The 20,822-nt window shown below is 73.6% G+C and carries 19 protein-coding genes; 12 read left to right on the top strand and 7 right to left on the bottom strand.

Annotated features, from left to right (window positions below; translation table 11 throughout):
* The first annotated feature begins 57 nt into the window (after positions 1-57).
* From N5I75_RS33905 to N5I75_RS33895, 3 genes are all read left to right on the top strand, one after another.
* Complete coding sequence (locus N5I75_RS33905) at positions 58-690, top strand: flavin reductase family protein (protein ID WP_476683976.1); 633 nt, start codon at positions 58-60, stop codon at positions 688-690.
* 301 nt (positions 691-991) lie between these two features.
* On the top strand, positions 992-2,833 hold the full coding sequence (gene asnB, locus N5I75_RS33900) for an asparagine synthase (glutamine-hydrolyzing) (RefSeq protein WP_476683975.1): 1,842 nt from the start codon (positions 992-994) through the stop codon (positions 2,831-2,833).
* 155 nt (positions 2,834-2,988) lie between these two features.
* Positions 2,989-3,378 (top strand): VOC family protein, encoded by a 390-nt coding sequence (locus tag N5I75_RS33895; protein ID WP_476683974.1) that lies wholly within the window; start codon positions 2,989-2,991, stop codon positions 3,376-3,378.
* A gap of 63 nt (positions 3,379-3,441) precedes the next feature.
* Here N5I75_RS33895 and N5I75_RS33890 read toward each other — a convergent pair whose 3' ends face one another.
* Positions 3,442-3,678, bottom strand: coding sequence for a hypothetical protein (locus tag N5I75_RS33890; protein WP_476683973.1), 237 nt, complete (start codon positions 3,676-3,678; stop codon positions 3,442-3,444).
* Positions 3,679-3,751: 73 nt separating this feature from the next.
* On the bottom strand, positions 3,752-6,919 hold the full coding sequence (locus tag N5I75_RS33885) for a cytochrome P450 (RefSeq protein ID WP_476683972.1): 3,168 nt from the start codon (positions 6,917-6,919) through the stop codon (positions 3,752-3,754).
* 163 nt (positions 6,920-7,082) lie between these two features.
* Here N5I75_RS33885 and N5I75_RS33880 point away from each other — a divergent pair, with 163 nt between their 5' ends.
* The 3 genes from N5I75_RS33880 (at position 7,083) to N5I75_RS33870 (ending at position 9,962) form a co-directional block, all read left to right on the top strand.
* Positions 7,083-7,718, top strand: a complete 636-nt coding sequence (locus N5I75_RS33880; RefSeq protein WP_476683971.1) for a PAS domain-containing protein — start codon at positions 7,083-7,085, stop codon at positions 7,716-7,718.
* 84 nt (positions 7,719-7,802) lie between these two features.
* The gene (locus tag N5I75_RS33875; RefSeq protein WP_476683970.1) at positions 7,803-8,774 is read left to right on the top strand and encodes a glutathione S-transferase family protein; all 972 of its coding nucleotides are present in this window, start codon (positions 7,803-7,805) and stop codon (positions 8,772-8,774) included.
* Between the two features lie 39 nt (positions 8,775-8,813).
* Positions 8,814-9,962, top strand: coding sequence for a dihydrofolate reductase family protein (locus tag N5I75_RS33870; protein ID WP_476683969.1), 1,149 nt, complete (start codon positions 8,814-8,816; stop codon positions 9,960-9,962).
* Here N5I75_RS33870 and N5I75_RS33865 read toward each other — a convergent pair.
* Positions 9,953-10,876, bottom strand: coding sequence for a DMT family transporter (locus N5I75_RS33865; protein ID WP_476683968.1), 924 nt, complete (start codon positions 10,874-10,876; stop codon positions 9,953-9,955). The two genes, N5I75_RS33870 and N5I75_RS33865, sit on opposite strands and share 10 nt — an antisense overlap.
* A gap of 93 nt (positions 10,877-10,969) precedes the next feature.
* Here N5I75_RS33865 and N5I75_RS33860 point away from each other — a divergent pair, with 93 nt between their 5' ends.
* The 4 genes from N5I75_RS33860 to N5I75_RS33845 all read left to right on the top strand — a co-directional run bounded on the left by N5I75_RS33860 (position 10,970) and on the right by N5I75_RS33845 (position 14,778).
* Complete coding sequence (locus N5I75_RS33860) at positions 10,970-11,599, top strand: TetR/AcrR family transcriptional regulator (RefSeq protein ID WP_476683967.1); 630 nt, start codon at positions 10,970-10,972, stop codon at positions 11,597-11,599.
* Positions 11,596-12,030 (top strand): protein-tyrosine phosphatase family protein, encoded by a 435-nt coding sequence (locus N5I75_RS33855; RefSeq protein WP_476683966.1) that lies wholly within the window; start codon positions 11,596-11,598, stop codon positions 12,028-12,030. Before N5I75_RS33860 ends, N5I75_RS33855 begins: the two co-directional genes overlap by 4 nt.
* A 135-nt stretch (positions 12,031-12,165) precedes the next feature.
* Positions 12,166-14,067: a tetracycline resistance ribosomal protection protein Otr(A) gene (gene otr(A) / locus N5I75_RS33850; RefSeq protein WP_476683965.1), complete on the top strand. Its 1,902-nt coding sequence runs from the start codon at positions 12,166-12,168 to the stop codon at positions 14,065-14,067.
* 66 nt (positions 14,068-14,133) lie between these two features.
* On the top strand, positions 14,134-14,778 hold the full coding sequence (locus N5I75_RS33845; RefSeq protein ID WP_476683964.1) for a DUF4230 domain-containing protein: 645 nt from the start codon (positions 14,134-14,136) through the stop codon (positions 14,776-14,778).
* Positions 14,779-14,785: 7 nt separating this feature from the next.
* Here N5I75_RS33845 and N5I75_RS33840 read toward each other — a convergent pair whose 3' ends face one another.
* Complete coding sequence (locus N5I75_RS33840) at positions 14,786-15,616, bottom strand: putative protein N(5)-glutamine methyltransferase (protein ID WP_476683963.1); 831 nt, start codon at positions 15,614-15,616, stop codon at positions 14,786-14,788.
* Between the two features lie 249 nt (positions 15,617-15,865).
* On the opposite strand from N5I75_RS33840, the gene N5I75_RS33835 reads away from it, so the two are divergent.
* Positions 15,866-16,600 carry a 2OG-Fe(II) oxygenase gene (locus tag N5I75_RS33835; protein WP_476683962.1) on the top strand — a complete coding sequence of 245 codons (735 nt, stop codon included), beginning with the start codon at positions 15,866-15,868 and terminating at the stop codon, positions 16,598-16,600.
* Positions 16,601-16,626: 26 nt separating this feature from the next.
* On the opposite strand, the gene N5I75_RS33830 is transcribed toward N5I75_RS33835, so the two are convergent.
* The 3 genes from N5I75_RS33830 to N5I75_RS33820 form a co-directional block, all read right to left on the bottom strand.
* Positions 16,627-18,054 (bottom strand): MFS transporter, encoded by a 1,428-nt coding sequence (locus tag N5I75_RS33830; RefSeq protein ID WP_476683961.1) that lies wholly within the window; start codon positions 18,052-18,054, stop codon positions 16,627-16,629.
* A complete protein-coding gene (locus N5I75_RS33825) occupies positions 18,051-18,506 on the bottom strand; it encodes a MarR family winged helix-turn-helix transcriptional regulator (protein WP_476683960.1) in 456 nt (151 codons plus the stop codon). Before N5I75_RS33825 ends, N5I75_RS33830 begins: the two co-directional genes overlap by 4 nt.
* A gap of 69 nt (positions 18,507-18,575) precedes the next feature.
* Complete coding sequence (locus N5I75_RS33820; RefSeq protein WP_476683959.1) at positions 18,576-19,208, bottom strand: TetR/AcrR family transcriptional regulator; 633 nt, start codon at positions 19,206-19,208, stop codon at positions 18,576-18,578.
* 140 nt (positions 19,209-19,348) lie between these two features.
* Between N5I75_RS33820 and N5I75_RS33815 the strand changes: the two genes are divergently transcribed.
* Entirely contained in the window at positions 19,349-20,803 is a 1,455-nt protein-coding gene (locus N5I75_RS33815) for a cytochrome P450 (protein WP_476683958.1), read from the top strand.
* Positions 20,804-20,822 lie beyond the last annotated feature (19 nt).

The following is a 20,822-nucleotide window of genomic DNA, read 5'->3' as shown; positions in this document are numbered from 1 at the left end:
GGGCACCCGGACACACTTCGGCCGGGGCCGAACCGACCGGTCCCTACGCTTCCGTCCATGATCACCGCGACCTCCCTGCCCCATCTGCCCATCGAGCCGAGCGTCCTCTACTTCGGCACCCCCGTCGTACTCCTGTCGACGGAGAACGAGGACGGGACCTTCAACCTCGCCCCGATGTCCTCGGCCTGGGCCCTCGGCCACACGCTCGTGCTCGGGCTCGGTGCCGACGGGCAGACGGCCCGCAACCTCGCGGCACGCCCCGACCTGGTGGTCAGCCTGCCGGGGCCCGGCCTCTGGCAGTCGGTCGAGCGCCTGGCCCCGCTGACCGGCCGCGACCCGGTGCCGGCCACGAAGCCGCGCGGCTGCCGCTTCGAGCCGGACAAGTTCGCGGCGGCCGGGCTCACCCCGCAGCCCTCCGGGACCGTGCGGCCCCCACGGGTCGCCGAGTGCCCCCTGCAACTGGAGGCGCACGCAGTGGACGTACGGCTCGACGCGGGCGGCGTCCTCGTCGTCGTCGAAGCGGCGGTGCGGCGGGTCCACGCCACCGCGGACATCGTCGTGCCCGGCACTCACCACATCGACCCGGTGGCATGGAGCCCGCTCGTCTACAACTTCCGCCACTACTTCGGCCTCGGCCCCGAACTCGGGCACACGTATCGCAGCGAGACGGCGGGCCGGCACGTCGGCTGAGCCGCCGCTGGAACGCGCCGCCAGGATTGATCAAAGCTTTGCCGTTGGCCGGATCGTGATGGTCGCCCGGGGCAACCGGTCGGCGGACCTGCGCGGAATCGGGGATTTGCGAAGGGGATCGTTCCGGTCGACCCCGGCGCGGGCGGCCGAAACCCTCCGGGTCGAGCGGTTCGCGGTGTTACGGCCACGTTGACCGGGCCCGCCGCCATGACACACGCTCGACACATAGATGCCGTGTACAACCGGTTGGTTCGGGGGCGGCCGGCCGTGCACGGCGGTACGGGAAGCAGGAGGAACACATATGTGTGGCATCACCGGCTGGCTCTCCTTCGACCGTGACCTGCGGGGCTCGGCCGACGCGTTGCACGCGATGACGCAGACGATGGAGTGCCGCGGCCCCGACGACCGCGGCACCTGGATCGAGGGTCCGGCAGCGCTCGGCCACCGCAGGCTCGCCATCATCGACCTGCCGGGCGGCCGGCAGCCCATGACGGCGTCGGTGCCGGGCGGCACGGTCGCCCTCGTGTATTCGGGAGAGACCTACAACTACACCGAGCTGCGCGCCGAACTCGCCGCCCTCGGCCACGAGTTCAGGACCGACTCGGACACCGAGGTGGTGCTGCGCGGCTACCTGGAGTGGGGCGAGGCGCTGCCCGAGCGGCTCAACGGCATGTACGCGTTCGCCCTCTGGGACAGCCGCGTCGAGAAGCTGTTCATGATCCGCGACCGGATGGGCATCAAGCCGTTCTACTTCTACCGGACGGCCGACGGCGTGCTGTTCGGCTCCGAGCCCAAGGCGATCCTCGCGAACCCGCTCGCCAAGCCCCGCGTCACCCTGGACGGATTCCGCGAGCTGTTCACGTTCGTGAAGACTCCGGGCCACGCCGTGTGGGACGGCATGCACGAGGTCGAACCGGGCACGGTCGTCACCGTCGACCGCTCCGGTCTGCGCAGCCGCGCGTACTGGACCCTGGAGACCCGGGCGCACACCGACGACCGGGACACGACCATCGCCACCGTGCGCGAACTGCTCGACGACATCGTGCGCCGCCAGCTGGTCTCCGACGTGCCGCGCTGCACCCTGCTCTCCGGCGGTCTCGACTCCTCCGCGATGACGGCGATCGCCGCGCGCCAGCTGGGGCAGCGGGGCGAGACCGTGCGGAGCTTCGCGGTCGACTTCGTCGGACAGGCGGAGAACTTCGTCGCGGACGAGTTGCGCGGCACCCCCGACACCCCGTTCGTGCACGACGTGGCGCGGCTCGCGGGCACCGACCACCGCGACATCGTCCTCGACTCGCACGCGCTCGCCGACCCCGAGGTGCGGGCCAAGGTGATCCGGGCCCGCGACATCCCCGCCGGTTTCGGCGACATGGACGCCTCGCTCTACCTCCTGTTCCGCGCCATCCGCGAGCACTCCACCGTCGCCCTGTCCGGCGAGTCCGCCGACGAGGTGTTCGGCGGCTACCTGCAGTTCTTCGACGAGGACGCCCGCAACGCGGACACCTTCCCCTGGCTGGTGCGGATGGGGCAGCACTTCGGCGACGACGCGGACGTGCTGCGCCCCGAGCTGACCAAGCGGCTCGACCTCCCGGGGTACGTCTCCGACAGCTACGCGGGCGCCGTCCGCTCCATCCGGCGCCTGGACGGCGAGAGCGACTTCGAGTACCGGATGCGGCGCATCTGCCACCTCCACCTGACCCGGTTCGTCCGGGTCCTGCTCGACCGCAAGGACCGGGCGAGCATGGCGGTCGGCCTGGAGGTGCGGGTGCCGTTCTGCGACCACCGGCTCGTGGAGTACGTCTACAACACGCCCTGGGCGCTGAAGTCGTTCGACGGCCGCGAGAAGAGCCTGCTGCGCGAGGCGACCGCCGACGTGCTGCCGAAGTCGGTGTACGACCGGGTCAAGAGCCCGTACCCGTCGACGCAGGACCCGAAGTACGCCATCGCGCTCCAGGACCACGCGAAGGACCTCCTTTCGCGGCCCTCGCACCGCGTCTTCGACCTCGTCGACCGCGAGCGCGTGGCGGGCGCCGCGCACCGCGAGGGGCCGCAGATCAACCACGCGGCGCGGCGCGGGCTCGAACGCACCCTGGACCTGGCGCTCTGGCTGGACATGTACAACCCGGAGCTGGTCCTGGACTGACGCGGCGGACCGACTCGGCGCACCGGCGCACCGGCCGGGAATCGGGCTGGCGGACCGGCGCGCGATGTGCCTACGATCCACGGCAGCATCGCGTGCCGGTCACCGTCCGGGTGAGGCATGGAGGTGCCGGAGTTGCCTTCTGGAGGCAATCCATCATGGCTGTCCAGCTCAACCACACCATCGTGCACGCCCGCGACAAGCGGGAGTCCGCCGACTTCCTGGCCCACATCCTGGGGCTCGAGGCGGGCGCCGAATGGGGCCCGTTCATCCCGCTCGACCTCAGCAACGGCGTGACGCTGGACTTCGCGTCCATCCCCGCCGAGTCCATCGTGACCCAGCACTACGCCTTCCTCGTCACCGAGGAGGAGTTCGACGGGATCTTCCGGCGCATCAAGGAAGCCGGTATCACGTACTACGCGGACCCGCACGGCAAGCTGCCCGGCGAGATCAATCACCACGACGGCGGGCGCGGCGTCTACTTCAAGGATCCGGTGAACCACGGCATGGAGGTCATCACCCGCCCCTACGGGAGCGGCGGGAGCTGACCGAGGACGGGCCGGGGCCGCGTCCGCGCGACGCGGCCCCGGCCCGTGCGCCCGGACACGGTCTCAGCGGAAGCGCGTGACGTGCAGAACGAGGTACACCGTCCCCACGACGAACGCCGTCATCCCCAGAGTGCCCAGGGTCCAAGCGGTGCGCCGCGCCAGACAGCAGACTCCTTCCGCGTCCTCCTCGCGGACGGTCTCCCTGCACGGGAGCGTCGCGAGGCCGTACGTCACCAGCCCGGCCGTGTCGAGCGTCAGGCCGAGTCCGAGCCACGTCACACTCGCGGACAAAAGGGACATAGAACCGATTCTGCGTCCGGTTCGGTGATCCCGCTAGCCCAGCGGGACTCCGCCGAACGGGGTAACACCCGCCTCAGCCCCCGTAGACGTCCTCCACATACCGGCCGGAGGCGACGAGTTCGGCCAGCCATTCCCCGGCAGCGGTTGCGTCGGCGCCCGGTACGTGCTCGCGGTAGAGGTCGCGGAACGCGGCCCGCACCCCGGGCGCCATCCGGGCGCCGTCCCCGCACACGTGGACCCGGGCGCCCGCGTCGAGCAGGGCCCACAGTTCGTCGCCCTCGGCGGCGATGCGGTGCTGCACGAAGGCGTGTCCGTCGACCGGGGCCTCGCTGAAGACGGGACGCAGCGAGAGCGTGCCCGCGGCCTCGGCCGCGCGCAGTTCGTCGGCGTGCAGGAAGTCGCGGTCCGGGTGGTCGCAGCCGAAGTAGAGCAGCGCCGGTGCGGACGCGGCGGCGTGGTGGAGCCGTTCGGCGACCGCTCCCCTGAACGGCGCGAGGCCCGTGCCCGCCGCGATCATGACGACCGGTTCGGACGCGTCGTGCCGGATCCGGAAGACGTCGCGGCAGGGCTGGATCCGGCCGAGCACGGTGTCCCCCGGGCGGAGCGTCGCCAGGTGGGTGGAGCCCGTACCCCGGTAACGGCCGCTTCCCGAGGCGGCGGGCGCGTCGAGCACGGACACCATCAGGTCGACGTGGCCGGGGCTCACCGCGGGCGCCGAGGAGACGGAGTAGTGGCGCGGCCGCAACGGCGGCAGCAGCTCCAGGAGTTGGGCCCAGGACAGGGCACCGCGCAGCGCCGGGTGCGCCTCGACGAGTTCGACGACCGTACGGGGGTCGTCGGCGGGCAGCGCGGCGAGAGCGGCGGCCTCCGGCGGGCACGGATGGGCGGCGGCGAGCACGGCGACCTGCTCGGCCGTCGGCCGGTGCTGCAACTCCACGTGGTGCGTGAGGAGTTCGCGTACCGTCAGGGGCCGGTCGACGGGGACGGCGTCGCGGCGCGGTCGGCCCGTACGGATGTCGAGCACGGTGTCCGCCTCGAGGCCGAGCGCGCGCAGGGCGCGGTCGACGAGCGCGGTCTCGTGCGCGGGCAGCACGGTGAGGTGGTCGCCGGTGCGGTAGGTGACGCCGTCCGGCAGCGCGAGCCGCACGAACCGCTTGGCGCGCGGATGGCCCGCCGCCGTCAGGTCGTACGCCTCCGTGACGGTGAACGGCGCGAGCCCGTACCGCTCGGCGGCGCGGTCGAGCGGCCCGCCGGTGATCTCCCGGATCTCGTACGCGGAGGTGGGCGCGGGCCCGTCGTCGGTGGCGTCGGGGTCGCCGTACCGCTCCAGGAGTGCGGCGCGCAGGCCCGCGGTGAAGGTGCGCACGGTGCCGTTCAGGTCGCCGGAGGCGTCGGCGGCGGCGCGCTCGCACAGCCGCTCGGCGCCCAGTGCGGTGAGCCGGTCGTCGATGCGGGTGGGCACGTGCTGGTAGGTGGCGGCCCAGTTGCGGTCGCCGACGCCGAGCACGGCGTGCACGGCGCCGTCGAGGGATCCGTCGGGCGCCTCGTCGAGCGCGGTCACGAACTTCGACGCGTCGTCGGTCGGTTGGCCGTTGTAGGAGGCGGCGACGACGATGACCGGGTGGCCGGTGGGCAGGGCGCCCGCGTACGCGTCGAGCGGGGCGACCTCGGTCGTGCAGCCCAGGGCGGCGGCCTCGTCGGCGAGCTGGGCGGCGAGGTCGCGGCAGGTGCCGTAGTTGCTGCCGTGCAGGAAGAGGGCGCGGGTCCCGGGCCGGACCCGTACCGGCAACTCGGCGGCGCCGGCGCTCTGTTCCGTGGCGGTGACGTGTCCTGGCAGCGGCGCGTGATGGCGGTCGGCCGCCGTGCGCCGCGCAAGGCCCAGCGTGAACCCGTCCGGCTTCAGCGTGAGCGTCTCCTTCACCGTGAGCCGGTAGTCGGCGTGGTCGCGCAGCCGGTAGCGGTGGACCAGCATCGCGAGCAGCATGGTCGCCTCGTGCAGCGCGAACTGCCGCCCGATGCAGGCGCGTTCACCGGTACCGAAGGGCTTGAAGGCGTGCGGGGAGCGGGCCGCCTCGGCCTCGGGCGTGAACCGGCTGGGGTCGAAGCGCTCGGGGTTGTCGCCCCAGACGGGCTGCCGGTGCAGCATCGGGGCGAGCACGGTGACGCCCTGTCCGGCGCGCACGGGGATGCGTCCGCCGAGCAGGGTGTCCTCGCGGGCCTCCCGGCTGAACGCGGCGGCGGTGGGCCACAGGCGCAGCGCCTCGTTGAGGACCTGCCGGGTATAGGTGAGCCGTCCGACCTCGTCGAAGTCCGGCTCGGGATCGGCCGTGTCGCCCCACAGGGCATCGACCTCGCGGCGCACGAGGTCGAGGACGGCCGGGTTCTTCGCCAGGTAGTACAGGGCGAACGACATGGCGCCCGATGTCGTCTCGTGTCCGGCGATCAGGAACGTGATGACCTGGTTGCGGATGTTGGCGGTGTCGAGGGTGCGGCCGTCCGAGGGGTGTCCGGCGCTGAGCATCAGACCGAGCAGGTCGTCCGTGTGCTGCTCGCCGCCGTCGACCCGGGCGGTGATGACCTCGTCGACGACCTGCGCGAGGTGGTCGGCGTCGGTGCGGAACGCGGCGTCGGCCGCCGTGTGGTCGCCGCCCGGGGTGCGGGCGAGGCGCTTCATGCTCCATTCCAGGCAGCGCACCATCGACTCGACGAACGGGTGCGGTTCGGCGCGGGCGAACGACTCGAAGTCGTAGCCGAACCCGGCGAGGCCGATGGTGTCGAGCGTCATGCGGGTCATGTCGCCGGGCACGTCGACGGGGCGTCCTTCGTGCGCGGCGGCGTCCCACGCGTCGAGGACGCGGCGGGCCACGCGGTACATCACCGGGTGGTAGGCGCGCATGGAGCCGAGGGCGAAGGCGGGCATCAGGATGTCGTGCGCGCGGGCCCAGTTGGGCTCGTCGTTGTAGGCGGTGAACAGGCCGTCGGCGGCGAAGGAGCGGACGTTCTCCAGGGCGGGCCCGACGTGCTTGGCGAAGCGGGTCTCGTCGGCGAGTTCGGTGACGAGGCCGAGGTCGGCGACGAACAGGGCGTCGCGGCCGTGCAGCCGGCGCACCAGGGCGGGGCCGTGCTCGCGCATCAGACCCATGACCTGTTGCAGCGGGGCGGGTCCCGGACCGGTGGCGGAGATGTCGATGACCGGCGGGCCGGTGAGGGCGGGGGCGGGAGCGGGGGCGGAGGGCGGCATGGTGCGGCAACGGCCTTTCGCGGGTGGGGGGACCGGTGATTCCACTCTGCTCCCGCTCCCCCGCCCGCGAGCGCCGCCCCACTACATGATTGTGTAGTGACGATCGGTATGCGGGGCTTGTGGACCTGGGTCCGGAGTCTTACGGGGAAGGAGGCGCGGCCGCATGGACGCGGTGGTGTGGCGCAATCGCGCGATGGTCCTCTTCGACCGGATTCCGCTGCCGGTCGCGGTGTGCGATCCGTACGGGGTCGTCCGCCTGGCCAACGCGGCGCTCGCCGCCGAACGGGGCACGACACCCGGGCGGCTGAAGGACCGTGAGCTGCTCGACCTGTTCGCACCGCGCGACGGCACGCAGGTCGACCGGGTCGTCGAGGCGCTCAGGCTGGGCCGCCGCTCGCGCTACACCGTGGCCGTGACCTGGCAGGGCGCCGACGGGATGCGCCGCACCGGGGAGCTGATGGTGGACCCGGTGAGCGAGCGGCCGAACGCGCTGCCGGACCTGCTCGTCATGGTGCGGGTGACGGGCGAGGAGGCCGCCCCGGACCCGGTGCCCGCACCCGCGTCCGCGCCGCTGCATCCGAACGAGGAGCGGATCCTCGCGCTGCTCGCGGCCGGGGCGACCACGGCGCGGGCCGCCCGCGAGACGGGCCTGACGACCGACGGTGTCACGTACCACCTGCGGCGCCTCTCCCAGCGCTGGGGCGCGGCCACCCGGACCGAACTGGTGGCCCGCGCCTACGCGTCGGGGGTGCTGGAGCCCGGGGTGTGGCCGCCCCGCCCGGCCCGATCGGCCGAGTAGCGGCGGCCTGCTGGTGTACGGCCCGTTTTCCGGGCAGGCTCGGCAGCGAAGCCCGCGCAGGGACCCGGCCCAGGAGGATGATCGGTGAACGGCAACGACTCGCTCGGCAAGAAGGCCTTCAAACGGTCCCGGAGCCACTTCGCGGACCGGATCACGGCCGACGGGCGGGACGGCTGGCCCGTGGAGGCGGGCCGCTACCGCCTCGTCGTCAGCTACGCGTGCCCGTGGGCGAGCCGCGCCCTGGTGGTGCGGCGCCTGCTCGGCCTGGAGGACGCCCTCTCCCTCGCGGTCACCGACCCGATCCAGGACGACCGGAGCTGGCGCTTCACGCTCGACCCCGACGGCCGGGACCCGGTGCTCGGCATCCGCTACCTCAGCGAGGCGTACGACGCCCGCGAGAAGGACTATCCGGGCGGGGTCAGCGTGCCCGCGCTCGTCGACGTACCGTCCGGGCAGCTCGTCACCAACGACTACCAGCAGCTCACCCTCGACCTGTCCACCGAGTGGACGGCGCTGCACCGCGAGGGCGCGCCCGACCTCTACCCGGAGCCGTTGCGCGACGAGATCGACGACGTCATGGAGGGCGTGTACCGGGACCTGAACAACGGCGTGTACCGGGCCGGTTTCGCGACGAACCAGGACGAGTACGAGGCCGCGTACCGGGATGTGTTCGGGCGCCTGGACGCGCTGTCCGAGCGGCTCGCCGGGCAGCGCTACCTCGTCGGCGACACGATCACGGAGGCGGACATCCGGCTGTTCACGACGCTGGTCCGCTTCGACGCCGTCTACCACGGCCACTTCAAGTGCAACCGGAACAAGCTCACCGAGGACCCGGTCCTGTGGGGGTACGCGCGGGATCTGTTCCAGACGCCCGGCTTCGGCGACACCGTCCACTTCGACCACATCAAGCGCCACTACTACCAGGTGCACACGGGCATCAACCCGTCGGCGATCGTGCCGCTCGGCCCTGATCCGTCCGGTTGGCACACGGCGCACGGCCGGGAGCAGCTCGGCGGACGCCCGTTCGGTGACGGAACGCCGCCCGCGCCCCAGTAGGGTCGACGGGTACGTCCCCTCCCGGTCACGGAGTTCGCCATGCCCCGCCCTTACGTGCTGCTGTCCGCCGCCGTCTCGCTCGACGGCTGCCTCGACGACATCGGGCCCGAGCGGCTGCTGCTCTCCGGGCCCGAGGACTTCGACCAGGTCGACGCGGAGCGGGCGGCGAGCGACGCGATCCTCGTCGGCGCGGGCACCCTGCGTGCGGACCGGCCCCGGCTGCTGGTCAACTCCGCCGAGCGGCGGGCGCGGCGCGAGGAGGCGGGGCGCCCCGCGTACCCGCTGAAGGTGGCGGTGAGCGGGTCCGGCGACCTGTCCCCCGGCGACCCGTTCTGGACGACCGGCGGCGAGCGGCTCCTCTACACGACCGACAAGGGCGCGGAGGTCGCCGGGGCCCGGCTCGGCGGCAGCGCCGGCGTGGTGGCGCTCGGCCCGGCCGTCGACTGGGCGGCACTCCTCGACGACCTCGGGGCGCGGGGGGTGCGCCGCCTGATGGTCGAGGGCGGCGCGCGCGTGCACACGCAGCTGCTCCAGCTCGGGTTCGCGGACGAACTGCGGCTCGCCGTCGCCCCGTTGGTCGTGGGCGAGCCGGACGCGCCCCGCCTGTTCGGGCCCGGCGCGTACCCGGGCGGGCCGCGCGGACGGATGGCGGTGCTCTCGACCGAGCGGCTCGGCGACGTGATCGTCACGCGGTACGCGCCGACCGTGCCGGGCACGACGGAGGCGGCCACGGCGGCGGACCGGCACTGGCTGCGCATCGCCTGCGAGCTGGCCGCCGACTGCCCGCCGTCGGAGACCGCGTTCAGCGTCGGCGCGGTGATCGTCGGGGCCGACGGCACGGAGCTGGCCCGGGGGCATTCGCGGGAGGCCGGCGACCCGGTCGTGCACGCCGAGGAGGCGGCGCTCGCCAAGCTCCCCGCCGACGATCCGCGCCTCGCCGCCGCCACCGTCTACAGCAGCCTGGAGCCGTGCGCGCGCCGCGCGTCGCGGCCGAGGCCGTGCGCGCGGCTGATCGTCGACGCGGGGGTGCGGCGGGTGGTGACGGCGTGGCGGGAGCCGGACACGTTCGTGCCGGGCGCGGACGGCATCGGGCTGCTCGCCGGGGCGGGCGTGGTCGTGGCGGAGGTGCCCGAGCTGGCGAAAATCGCGATGCGTCCGAACCGGCATCTGGTGTCCGGTCAGGAGTGAGCGTGCTCGCGCTCGGGGGCGCTGTCGTGCTCCACGCGCGCGTGGCGCTGCTTGTCGCCGCGCTGGACCACCACGACGGCGGTGAGCCCGATCGCGAGTCCGACGGCGGTGCGCACGCCGAACGGTTCGCCGAACATGAGCGCGCCCCACACCGCCGTCACCGGCGCCATCAGGAACATCAGGGTGTTGACCTGTGTCAGGCCGCGCCGCCGCAGGACGATCCAGTACAGGCCGTAGCCGCCGAACGTCGACAGGGCGACCAGCCAGGCGATGGCGAGCCAGAAGGACGGCGCGGAGGGGGGCGCCGCGTCACCGACGGCCAGGGCGAGGCCCGTGAAGACGACGGCGCTGGTGGCGCAGTGCACGGTCAGGGCCGCCATCGGCTCCACGCGCGCGGGTGAGCGGCTCTCCACGAAGGTGGCCGCCACCAGGGCCAGCATGCCGAGGAACGGGACGAGGTAGGCCCAGCCCGCGACGCCCGTCACCGCCGCCGCGTCGGCCGTCGTGACGACCAGCACCCCGGCCACGCCGAGACACAGGCCGAGCCATTGCCGTGCGGTGACGTACTGCCGCAGCAGCGGCCCGGCGAGCGCGCCCGCGACGAGCGGCTGCACACCGTCGATCAGGGCCGTGGTGCCGCTGGAGACGCCGAGCTGGATGGCGTAGTAGACGGTGAGGAGGTAGCCGCTCTGCGAGAGCAGGCCGATGACGGCCTGGCGTCCCAGGTCGCGGCGTGTCAGTCCGCGCCACCATCGCCGCCCGGCCGTCGCCGCGACCGCGCCGAGGACGAGGGCCAGCGGCAGGAACCGCCACATCAGCGTGGTCACGGCGCTCGCGTCACCGGCGCCGAGCTTGGCGCCGATGAAGCCGGAGCTCCACGTGAGGACGAATCCGAGGGACAGCAGGACGTTCATGGCGCGGACACCGCCTCGTGTACGGGGCCTGGAAGACCGGGTATACAGATCGGTTTACTGGCCCGAGTATACAGATCGGTCTAGTGTGGAGACATGCGTACTACCGCGCCCCCGGTGACCGCCCCTCCGGCCGTCGATCCCGACCGACCCGACCTCACCCCGGCCGCCCGCCGGGTCCTCGACACCGCCTCGCGGCTGTTCTACGAGCGCGGCATCCACGCCGTGGGGGTCGACCTGATCGCGGCGGAGGCGGGCGTCACGAAGAAGACGCTCTACGACCGGTTCGGCTCCAAGGAGCAGATCGTCGTCGACTACCTGCTGACCCGGGACGCGCGCTGGCGGGCGTTCCTCGCCGCGCACCACGACCCGGCCGCCCTGACCCCGGCCGACCGCATCCTCGCCGTCTTCGACGCGTCGAAGGAGTGGTCGACGGGGGCGTACGCCGGGAAGGGCTGCGGCATGGTGAACGCTCACGCCGAGATCAGCGACCCGGCCCACCCCGCGTACGCCGTGATCACCGGCCAGAAGCAGTGGACCCTCGACCTCTTCACCCGGCTCGCGCACGACGTGGCGCCGGACGCGGCTCGGGAGCTGGGCCGCTCCCTGACGCTGCTGCACGAGGGCGCGCTGGTCACGGACGGCCTGGACGTGTTCCCCGACGCGTTCGACCGCGCCCGCCGCCTCGCCGCCTTCCTGCTCTCCGCCGCGCGGGAGGCGCGATGACCTGGGACCCGGCCGCGCCGGGCGTCCTGCGCCTGCCCTCGGGACGGCTGGTACGCGGCAGGGGGCTGCGCGACCCGCTGCCGCCGGGCCCGCCACCGACGTACGGGGTCTACCTCCTGGGCCGACAGCCACCGCCGGTCGACTGGGCATCGGCCTGGCTGCGCTGGCCCGACTTCCGGCTCCCGGCCGACGCCGGACAGGCGCGCACCGTGCTGCTCGACGTCTGGCGCAGATCGGCCGGCGAGCGGGTGGAGCTGGCGTGCGGCGGCGGGCGCGGCAGGACCGGCACCGCGCTCGCCTGCGTCGCCGTCCTCGACGGAGTGGAGCCCGCCGATGCGGTCGCGTACGTGCGCCGCCACTACGACCCGCGCGCCGTCGAGACGCCGTGGCAGAAGCGCTACGTACGCCGGTTCGAGCCACCCGGAAAATAGTTTGCGCCGCGCGGTGTCCCTCTGCGCATGCTGAGCGCGCCACTGGTCCGTCAGTTCAGGAGAAACGCATGCGCCGAGTCCTCGAAGCAGTTCAGCGCCCCCGCCGGACCACAGCTTTCGAGGACTCGACCTTCCATGCAGACCCCGCAGGTTCGCACGACCCTGAACATCGGCATCCTGGCCCACGTCGACGCCGGTAAGACCAGCCTGACCGAGCGGCTCCTGTTCGACACGGGCGCCATCGGCCGGCTCGGCAGTGTCGACGGCGGCGACACCCGCACCGACACCGGCGCGATCGAGCGGCGGCGCGGCATCACGATCCGCTCGGCCGTCGCCGCGTTCACCGTCGGTGACACGCAGATCAACCTCATCGACACGCCCGGCCACAGCGACTTCGTCGCCGAGGTCGAGCGGGCGCTCGACGTGCTCGACGGCGCCGTCCTGCTGCTCTCCGCCGTGGAGGGCGTACAGGCGCGGACGCGCGTACTGCTCAAGACGCTGCGGCGGCTCGGCCTGCCCACGCTCGTCTTCGTCAACAAGATCGACCGGGCGGGCGCGCGTGTCGCCCCGCTCCTCGACGACATCCGCCGCAGGCTCACCCCGCACGTGGCGCCCCTCACGGAGGTGCGCGGCGTCGGGACGCGGGACGCCTCCGTCACCGCACGGAGCCTCGACGATCCGGCGGTGCGCGAGGAGACGGCCCGCGCCCTGGCGGAGGTCGACGACACGATCCTCGCCGCCCTGGTCGACGGGGAGCGGCCGGACGCCGCCACGGTGCGCGCCGCGCTGACGGCACGCACCGGGGACGGCTCGTTCCACCCGGTCCTGTTCGGCTCGGCACTCGGCGGCCAGGGAGTACAGCAACTCATCGAAGCCGTGCGGGAGTTCCTCCCCGTCACCGCGAAGGCGGAGGCGGCGTCGGCACGCCCCACCGGCACGGTGTTCGCCGTACGCCGCGGCCCCGCCGGGGAGCGGATCGGCTGTCTGCGCGTGTACGAGGGTGAGGTGCGGGCGCGTCAGAAGGTGACCTTCCACCGGCGGGACGCCGAGGGCGCCACGGCGCGGATCACCGCGCGGCTCACCGGGGTCGAGGTCGTCGGCACCGGCGGCGACGTCGCGGGGCCCGGCCAGATCGCCGAGGTGCGCGGCGTCGCCGGACTCCGCGTGGGCGACCGCCTGGGGCAAGCCCGAAGCGGGGGCGGGCAGTTCGCGCCGCCGACGCTCCAGACGCTGGCCCGCGCCGTCCGCCCCGGCCAGGGCGCGGCGCTCCGCTCCGCCCTCCTCGAACTCGCCGACCAGGACCCCCTCCTGCACGCCCGCCCCGCACCGGACGGCGGCACCGCGCTGCTCCTCTACGGCGACGTGCAGAAGGAGGTCCTCGCGGCCACGCTCGCCGAGGAGTTCGGCATCGAGGCCGCGTTCGACCCGACCCGCGTCCGCTGCCTCGAACGGCCCGTGGGCACGGGCGAGGCGGTCGAGGAGATGGGCCGCCGCAGCACGACCGGGCTGCCCGCGACCGTGGGCCTCCGCGTCGAACCGGGACCGCACGGCTCCGGCCGCGTCTTCACGTACGAGACCGAACTCGGCGCGCTGCCGCGGGCGTTCCACCAGGCCGTGGAGGACACGGTGCACGCCACCCTCGCGGAGGGCGGGCCGCGCGGATGGCCGGTGACGGACTGCCGGGTGACGCTGATCCGCTCGGGGTTCGACTCCCCGGTGAGCACGGCGGGCGACTTCCGCACCGTCACCGCGCTCATCACCCGGCAGGCCCTGGCACGCGCCGGAACCCGCGTGTCCGAGCCGGTGCACGCCTTCGAGGCGGAGGTGCCGCTGGACGCGCTCGCCCCCGTCACCGCCCGGCTCGCCGCGCTCGGCGCCGAGTTCGGCCCGACCACCGGCGGCCACGAGACGTGGCTGGTCACCGGCGAACTGACGGCGCGTGAGGTGCCGGAGATGGAGCGGGCGCTGCCGGGGCTCACGCGCGGCGAGGGGGTGTGGTGGTCCCGGGTGTCGGGGGACCGACCGATCCGGGGCTAGGAGCGGCGCTCAAGGCGTGATACGCGGATACGGTGGAACAAGACCTCCTGGAGAGGAGGTACCGCCATGACGTCAAGGGTTGCGGCGTTGCCCCGGTGGGCGAAGCTCCTGGGTGTGCTCGCGGTGGTGCTGGTGCTCGTCTTCTCGGGCCTGCGCCTCGTGCACCGGCTGACCGACGTGTTCGGCACCGAGACGCACGACCGTTCGGGCCCCGCGCTGCTCAAGTCGGTGCGGGACATGAGCCGTTACGAAGCGGCGTCCGGGAACTTCCAGGTCGTCGTCGACCTGGAGAAGGACACCAAGTACCTCCCGGACGCGATCCGCGGGACCCGGACCCTGTACGTCGGGGCCGGCAGCGTGGACGCGTACGTGGACCTCGGCCAGGTCGGTTCCGGCGACGTGCGGGTCAACGACGCGCGGACGGCGGCGACGCTGAAGCTGCCGCACGCGAAGCTCGGGGACCCCACGCTCGACACGGACCGCTCCTACGCCGTGTCCAAGCAGCGCGGTCTCCTCGACCGCCTCGGCGACCTGTTCTCGGACAACCCGAACGACGAGCGGGCCGTGCGCAAGGTCGCCGCGAAGCACATCGGGGAGGCGGCGCGGGACAGCGGTCTCACCGCCCGCGCCGAGCGCAACACGACCGACATGCTGCGCGGCCTGCTGCGCTCCCTCGGGTTCAAGGACGTGAAGGTCTCCTACGGGACGTGAGGGTCTGTCACGGGACCTGAGGCCCCGCTTCCGGGCCCCGCTCAGCGATGATCACCGTCGCGTGGAGGTCCTCGTCCCGCGCCACCCGCGGCCGCAGACCGGCGGAGCACACCGCCGCCTCAGCGGCCGCGGCCTGGCGTTCGCTGGTCTCCACGAACAGCCGGCCGCCGGGCGCCAGCCAGCGCGGCGCCCCCGCGGCCACCCGGCGCAGGACGTCGAGGCCGTCGGCGCCGCCGTCCAGGGCCATGCGCCGCTCGTGGTCGCGGGCCTCGGGCGGCAGCAGCGGCACGTCGCCCGTGGGCACGTAGGGCCCGTTCGCGATGAGGATGTCGACCCGGCCGGCCAGTTCGGCGGGCAGCGGTTCGTACAGGTCGCCCTCGTGGACCACTCCGCCGAGCGGCGCGATGTTGTGCTCGGCGCAGCGCACCGCGGCCGGGTCGAGGTCCGCCGCGTGCAGCCGCGCCGGGCGCCGCGCGGCGAGCACGGCGGCGACCGCGCCGCTGCCGCAGCACAGGTCGACGACGACGGCGCCGGGCGGGGTGTGCGCGAGCGCCTGCCGGGCCAGGAACTCGGTGCGGCGGCGCGGCACGAAGACGCCGGGGTCGACCGCGACGCGCAGGCCGCAGAACTCGGCCCAGCCGACGACGTGTTCGAGCGGGAGCCCGGCGGCCCGGCGCTCGACCATCGCGGCCAGCTCGGCCTCGTCCCGGGCGCTGGAGAGCAGGACGCGCGCCTCGTCCTCGGCGAAGACGCAGCCGGCGCGGCGCAGAGCGGTCACGACCGGGGCGGGATCGACGGTCGGTGGAGGGGTGGGGGGCGGCGGGGGAAGCGACGACATGGCTGATGTATGACCTCTCGGAAGCCGGTGGGGCTCCCGGGCGCCGGACGGCCGCCGGTCCGCGGCGAAGCTCAGAGCGCGCGGACGGTGCGTACGGCAGGAGAAGGGAGCTCCTGACCTGACACAGCGGTGATCGGGCTCACCTCCTCGTTCCCTCGTGGCACCGGTGGGGCCCGGTCACACTACCGCACCGGGCACGCCGTCCGATTCCCGCCAGCGCCGCCCCACGCGCGCGTGCAGCCTGGACGCATGACCAGCACCAGCACACCACGCGGCATCGCGCGGGACCGGATCGATGCCGTCGACGGGACCCGACTCGCCGAGGAACTGGACGAGTTCGGGCACGCGCTGACCGCCCGGCCCGTGCTCACGCCCGCCGAGTGCCAGGACATCGCCGCGCTCTACGACGACGTGGCCCGGTTCCGCTCGACGATCGACATGGCGCGCTACCGCTTCGGCCGCGGCCAGTACCGGTACTTCGACCACCCGCTGCCCGACCTCGTACAGGAGCTGCGCACCGCCTTCTACCCGCTGCTGCTGCCGATCGCGCGGTCCTGGGCGCGTCGTCTGAACCGGCCCGCCCCCTGGCCCGGCACGCTCGACGAGTGGCTGGAGCACTGCCACGCGGCGGGCCAGACCCGGCCGACGCCGATCCTGCTCCGCTACGGCCCCGGCGACTGGAACGCCCTGCACCGCGACCTCTACGGCGAGCTCGTCTTCCCGCTCCAGGTCGTGATCGGTCTGGACGAGCCCGGCGCCGACTACCGGGGCGGTGAGTTCCTGATGACGGAGCAGCGGGCCCGCGCGCAGACGCGCGGTTTCGCCACGACGCTCACGCGGGGGCACGCGCTGGTGTTCACGACCCGGGACCGGCCGGTGCGCTCGGCGCGGGGCTGGTCCAACGGGCCGATGCGGCACGGGGTGAACACGGTGCGCTCGGGCCGCCGCCACACGCTGGGGCTCGTGTTCCACGACGCGGAGTGAGACGGGCGGGACCGGCGAAGGGGGTGCTACCGGCCGGCCCGGTGCAGCGCCCGGTCCGTCACCGTGACGATCACCAGCAGGACGCCGAGGACGACCGAGGCGCCCGCCATCAGGTGCAGGCCGCCGTCGTCGGCGCGCTGCCCGTAGGCGAGGGCGATCAGGCTGGAGGCGGTGATGGCGCCGATGTACTGGGCGGTGCGCTGGAGGCCCGCGGCGGCGCCGATGTCGGCGGCGGGCGCGTACTCCTGGACCGCGGCCTGGTTGCTGGTGCCGATGAGCCCCTGCGGGATGCCGAAGCAGGCGCCCGCGAGGAGCAGGACCACGAGCGGGGTGTGCCCGGAGACGACGGTGAGCGGGCCCGCGCCCGCCGTCAGCAGGACACAGGCCACGATGAGCGGCGCCCGGATCCCCTTGGTGCGCGCGCCGAGCAGCGAGCACACCAGGGCGGCGACGGACATCGGCAGCATGAGCAGCCCGGTGTGGCCGGACGAGTAGCCGCGTCCCTCCTCCAGCCACTGGGTGAAGCCGTACATGACGCAGTAGATCAGCAGGTAGCCCAGGCCGTGGCGGAGGTAGGTGCGGGCCAGCGGGCCGTTCCCGGCGAGCATGCGGACGTCTATGAACGGGGTGCGGCAGCGCAGCTGCCACCGGAGCAGGGCGGCGGTGAGGACCGCGAAGGGGGCGAGCAGCCACCAGGCGGGGTGGGCCAGGTCGAGGAGGAAGAAGACGAGGACCGTCAGGGCGGTGGAGAAGAGGCCGATGCCGAGCGGGTCGAGGGCGAGCTTGGGGCTCGGTTCCCGGGTGTCCGCCGCGCGCGGCGGGTCGGCGGGGATCCAGGCGAGCGCGCAGACGAAGGCGATCGCCGCGACGGGGATGTTCACCGCGAAGATGCCGCGCCAGCCGACGACCGTGACGAGCAGTCCGCCCAGGGTCGGGCCGACGGCGGCGCTGCCCAGCGCCGCGAAGGACAGCCGGGCCATCACGGGCCGCGGCGGGCGGCGCCCCACGCGCCGTCCCTCGTCGCGCAGGACGGCCATCGCGGCCGGGTAGGCGGCGGACGTGCCGATGCCGAGCAGCAGCCGGGAGACGATGAGCCAGCCGAAGCCGGGGGCCACGGCGCCGACGACGCCCGAGGCGCACACGACGACGAGCCCCGCGAGGAAGACGCGGCGGGGGCCGAGCGCGTCGGCGAGCTTGCCGAGCACCGGCTGGGCGACGGCGCTGGCGAGGTAGAGGACGGAGATCAGCCAGGCCGTGTCGGCGGCGCCGATCCCGAAGGTGTGCCCGATCGCCACCAGGGCGGTGGAGATCATCGTGGTGTTGAGCGGGTTGAGGAGCGAGCCGAGGAGCAGCGGGGCGGTCAGCCGGGTGGCGAACCCCTGGGCGGGCCCGGCGGCCGTTTCGCGGGCGACCGCGACCTGCGGCGGGGCCGTGTCGCTCGCGTCACCGCTCACTTCTGCACCAGGCGTTCGAGCAGCAGGGTCGCCTCGGCGAGGGTGCGGCGCTCGTCCGCGTCGAGTTCGGCGGCGAGCGCCTGGCTGAGCCAGCCGTGCTTGGCGGCGCGGACGGCTGCGAGGGTGGCGCGGCCGCTCTCGGTGATCGACATGACGGACTGACGGCCGTCGTTCGGGTCCGGCGAGCGCGACACGAAGCCCTGCTCCTCCAGGGCGCCGACGGTCAGCCGCATGGACTGCGGCCGTACGTACTCGGAGCGGGCCAGGGCGGCGGTGGTGGCGGGCCCCTCGGTGTCGAGGCGGGCCAGGACCGTGCGCTGGGTCGGCGTGAGGAGGCTGTCCGGCGACGCGCTGCGCAGCCGGCGCGAGAGGCGGCCGACCACGGTGGCGAGATCGGCGGCGATCCGCTCGGTGGGCGGCTCGGCGGCGGCGGGTCCCTGCGTTCCTGACATGCGTCCACCGTAAGAGGTAGACAGGGAGCCTTGCAAGTTTCCCTTGCGATCACCGTGACCGGCGGGGGCTCAGACCTCCAGCGCCCCGAGCAGCGCCCGCGCGCACAGGTCCCGCACCTGCTCCCGGGTCAGCTGCGGCTCGTCCAGCCACTCCAGGCAGACGGCGACGAGGAAGGCGAGCCAGCCGCGGACGGCGAGGCGCAGCGCCGCCGGCTCGGGAAGGCGGCCGACGAGGTGCGGGTCAGCGGCGAGCGCGGCCTTGATCTGCTCCTCGTGGGCGTCGAGCCCTTCCTGGTAGACGGCGCGCACGGCGACGTCGCCCGTCGCCTCCGCGCGGTGGAAGGCGCGGAAGCCCTGCGCGTGCGAGGAGACGTACTCCAGGAAGGTGTCCAGGCCGGTGCCGATCTGTTCGCGCACCGGGACTCCGGGGACGGCGGCCGTCAGGCGCAGCATGCGCTCGCTCTCGCGGCGGACGACGGCGGCGAAGAAGTCCCGCTTGGTCGGGAAGTAGTGGTAGAGCAGCCCGCGGGAGACACCGGCGATCTCGGCGACCTGCTCGATCCAGACGTCGTCGTACGGGTCCTGCGCGAAGAGCCTGGCCCCCACGGAGAGCAGCTGCTCGCGCCGCTCCTCCGTGCTCATCCGGCGCCGGGTCCGCTCCCCCGGCGCCGCCGCTCCCCCTCGCTCCCGCTCTGCGCTCATGCGGGCACCTTACTGGACCTCTTCCCGCTTACTTGACGTCAGTTCAACAACGGGACCACACTGAGGCGCACTATTGAATCCACGTCCAACAGGGCGCGAGGCGGCTGCAACGAACCGGTCGCGCAGGGGAGATGGGCACCATGGCGCAGGTGACGCAGACGGCGGACGGGGTGCTGCCGCGGGGTTTTCGCAGCGCCGAGCAGGGCTGGCCGCGCCTGGAGCGGATACCGCACCCGCCGCGCCGCGTGCCGCTGATCGGTGACGTCCTGGGCGCCAGTGTGCGGACGCCGCTGCAGGACTCGATGCGGGTCGCGGCCGATCTCGGGCCGATCTTCCGGCGCAAGGCGTTCGGCAAGGAGATCGTGTTCGTGGCGGGCGCCGATCTTGCCGCGGAGCTTGCGGACGAGTCGCGGTTCGCCAAGCATGTCGGGCTCGGTGTCGCGAACCTGCGCCCGGTGGCGGGGGACGGCCTGTTCACCGCCTACAACCACGAGCCGAACTGGCAGCTCGCGCACGACATCCTGGCGCCCGGCTTCAGCCGCGAGGCGATGGCGGGCTACCACCCGCTGATGCTGGACGTGGCGGGGCAGCTGATGACGGCCTGGGACGCGAACGAGGCGGCGGGGCGCGCGGTGGACGTGCCCGGGGACATGACGAAGCTGACCCTGGAGACGATCGCGCGGACCGGCTTCGGGCACGACTTCGGCTCGTTCGAGCGGGACTTCGGCAAGGAGGGGCCGCATCCGTTCGTGACGGCGATGGTGGGCGCCCTGTCGTTCGCCCAGCGCCGCAATGTGGTGCCGCCGCTCCTCTCGTCCTTGCTGCGCGGCGCGGAGAGGCGCAATGCGGCGGACCGCGCGTACCTGAACCGCACGGTGGACGAGGTGGTCGCCGCGCGCCGGGCCGCCGGCGGCGGGCCCGGTGACCTCCTCGACCGGATGCTGGAGGTGGCGCACCCCGAGACGGGCGAGCGGCTCGCGCCGGAGAACATCCGCCGCCAGGTGATCACGTTCCTGGTCGCCGGGCACGAGACGACGTCGGGCGCGCTGTCCTTCGCCCTGCACTACCTCGCCCAGGACCGGGCCGTGCTCGCGAAGGCGCAGGAGGAGGTCGACCGGGTCTGGGGCGATGCGGCCGTCCCCGCGTACGAACAGGTCGCCAAGCTCCGCTACCTGCGCCGGGTCCTCGACGAGTCGCTCCGCCTGTGGCCGACGGCCCCCGCCTTCGCGCGCGAGGCCGTCACCGACACGACCCTGGGCGGCCGCCACCCCATGCGGCGCGGCGCCTGGGCACTGGTCCTGGCGACGATGCTGCACCGGGACCGGTCGGCGTGGGGCGAGAACCCCGAAACCTTCGACCCCGACCGCTTCGCCCCGCAGGCGGTACGGGCCCGCCCCGCCCACGTCTTCAAGCCCTTCGGCACGGGCGCGCGCGCCTGCATCGGCCGCCAGTTCGCGCTGCACGAGTCGATGCTGGTCCTGGGGTTGCTGTTGCGCCGCTACGACATCCATCCGGAGCCGGGGTACCGGCTGGCGATCGACGAACGGCTGACGTTGATGCCGAGGGGGCTGCGGCTGCGGTTGACGCGCCGCTGAACTCCAGGCGCGTGCCTGG

This window comes from Streptomyces sp. R818 (genome assembly GCF_056172735.1).
Note: the sequence above shows the minus strand (reverse complement) of the source record. Positions and strands in the feature narration are given on the sequence as shown.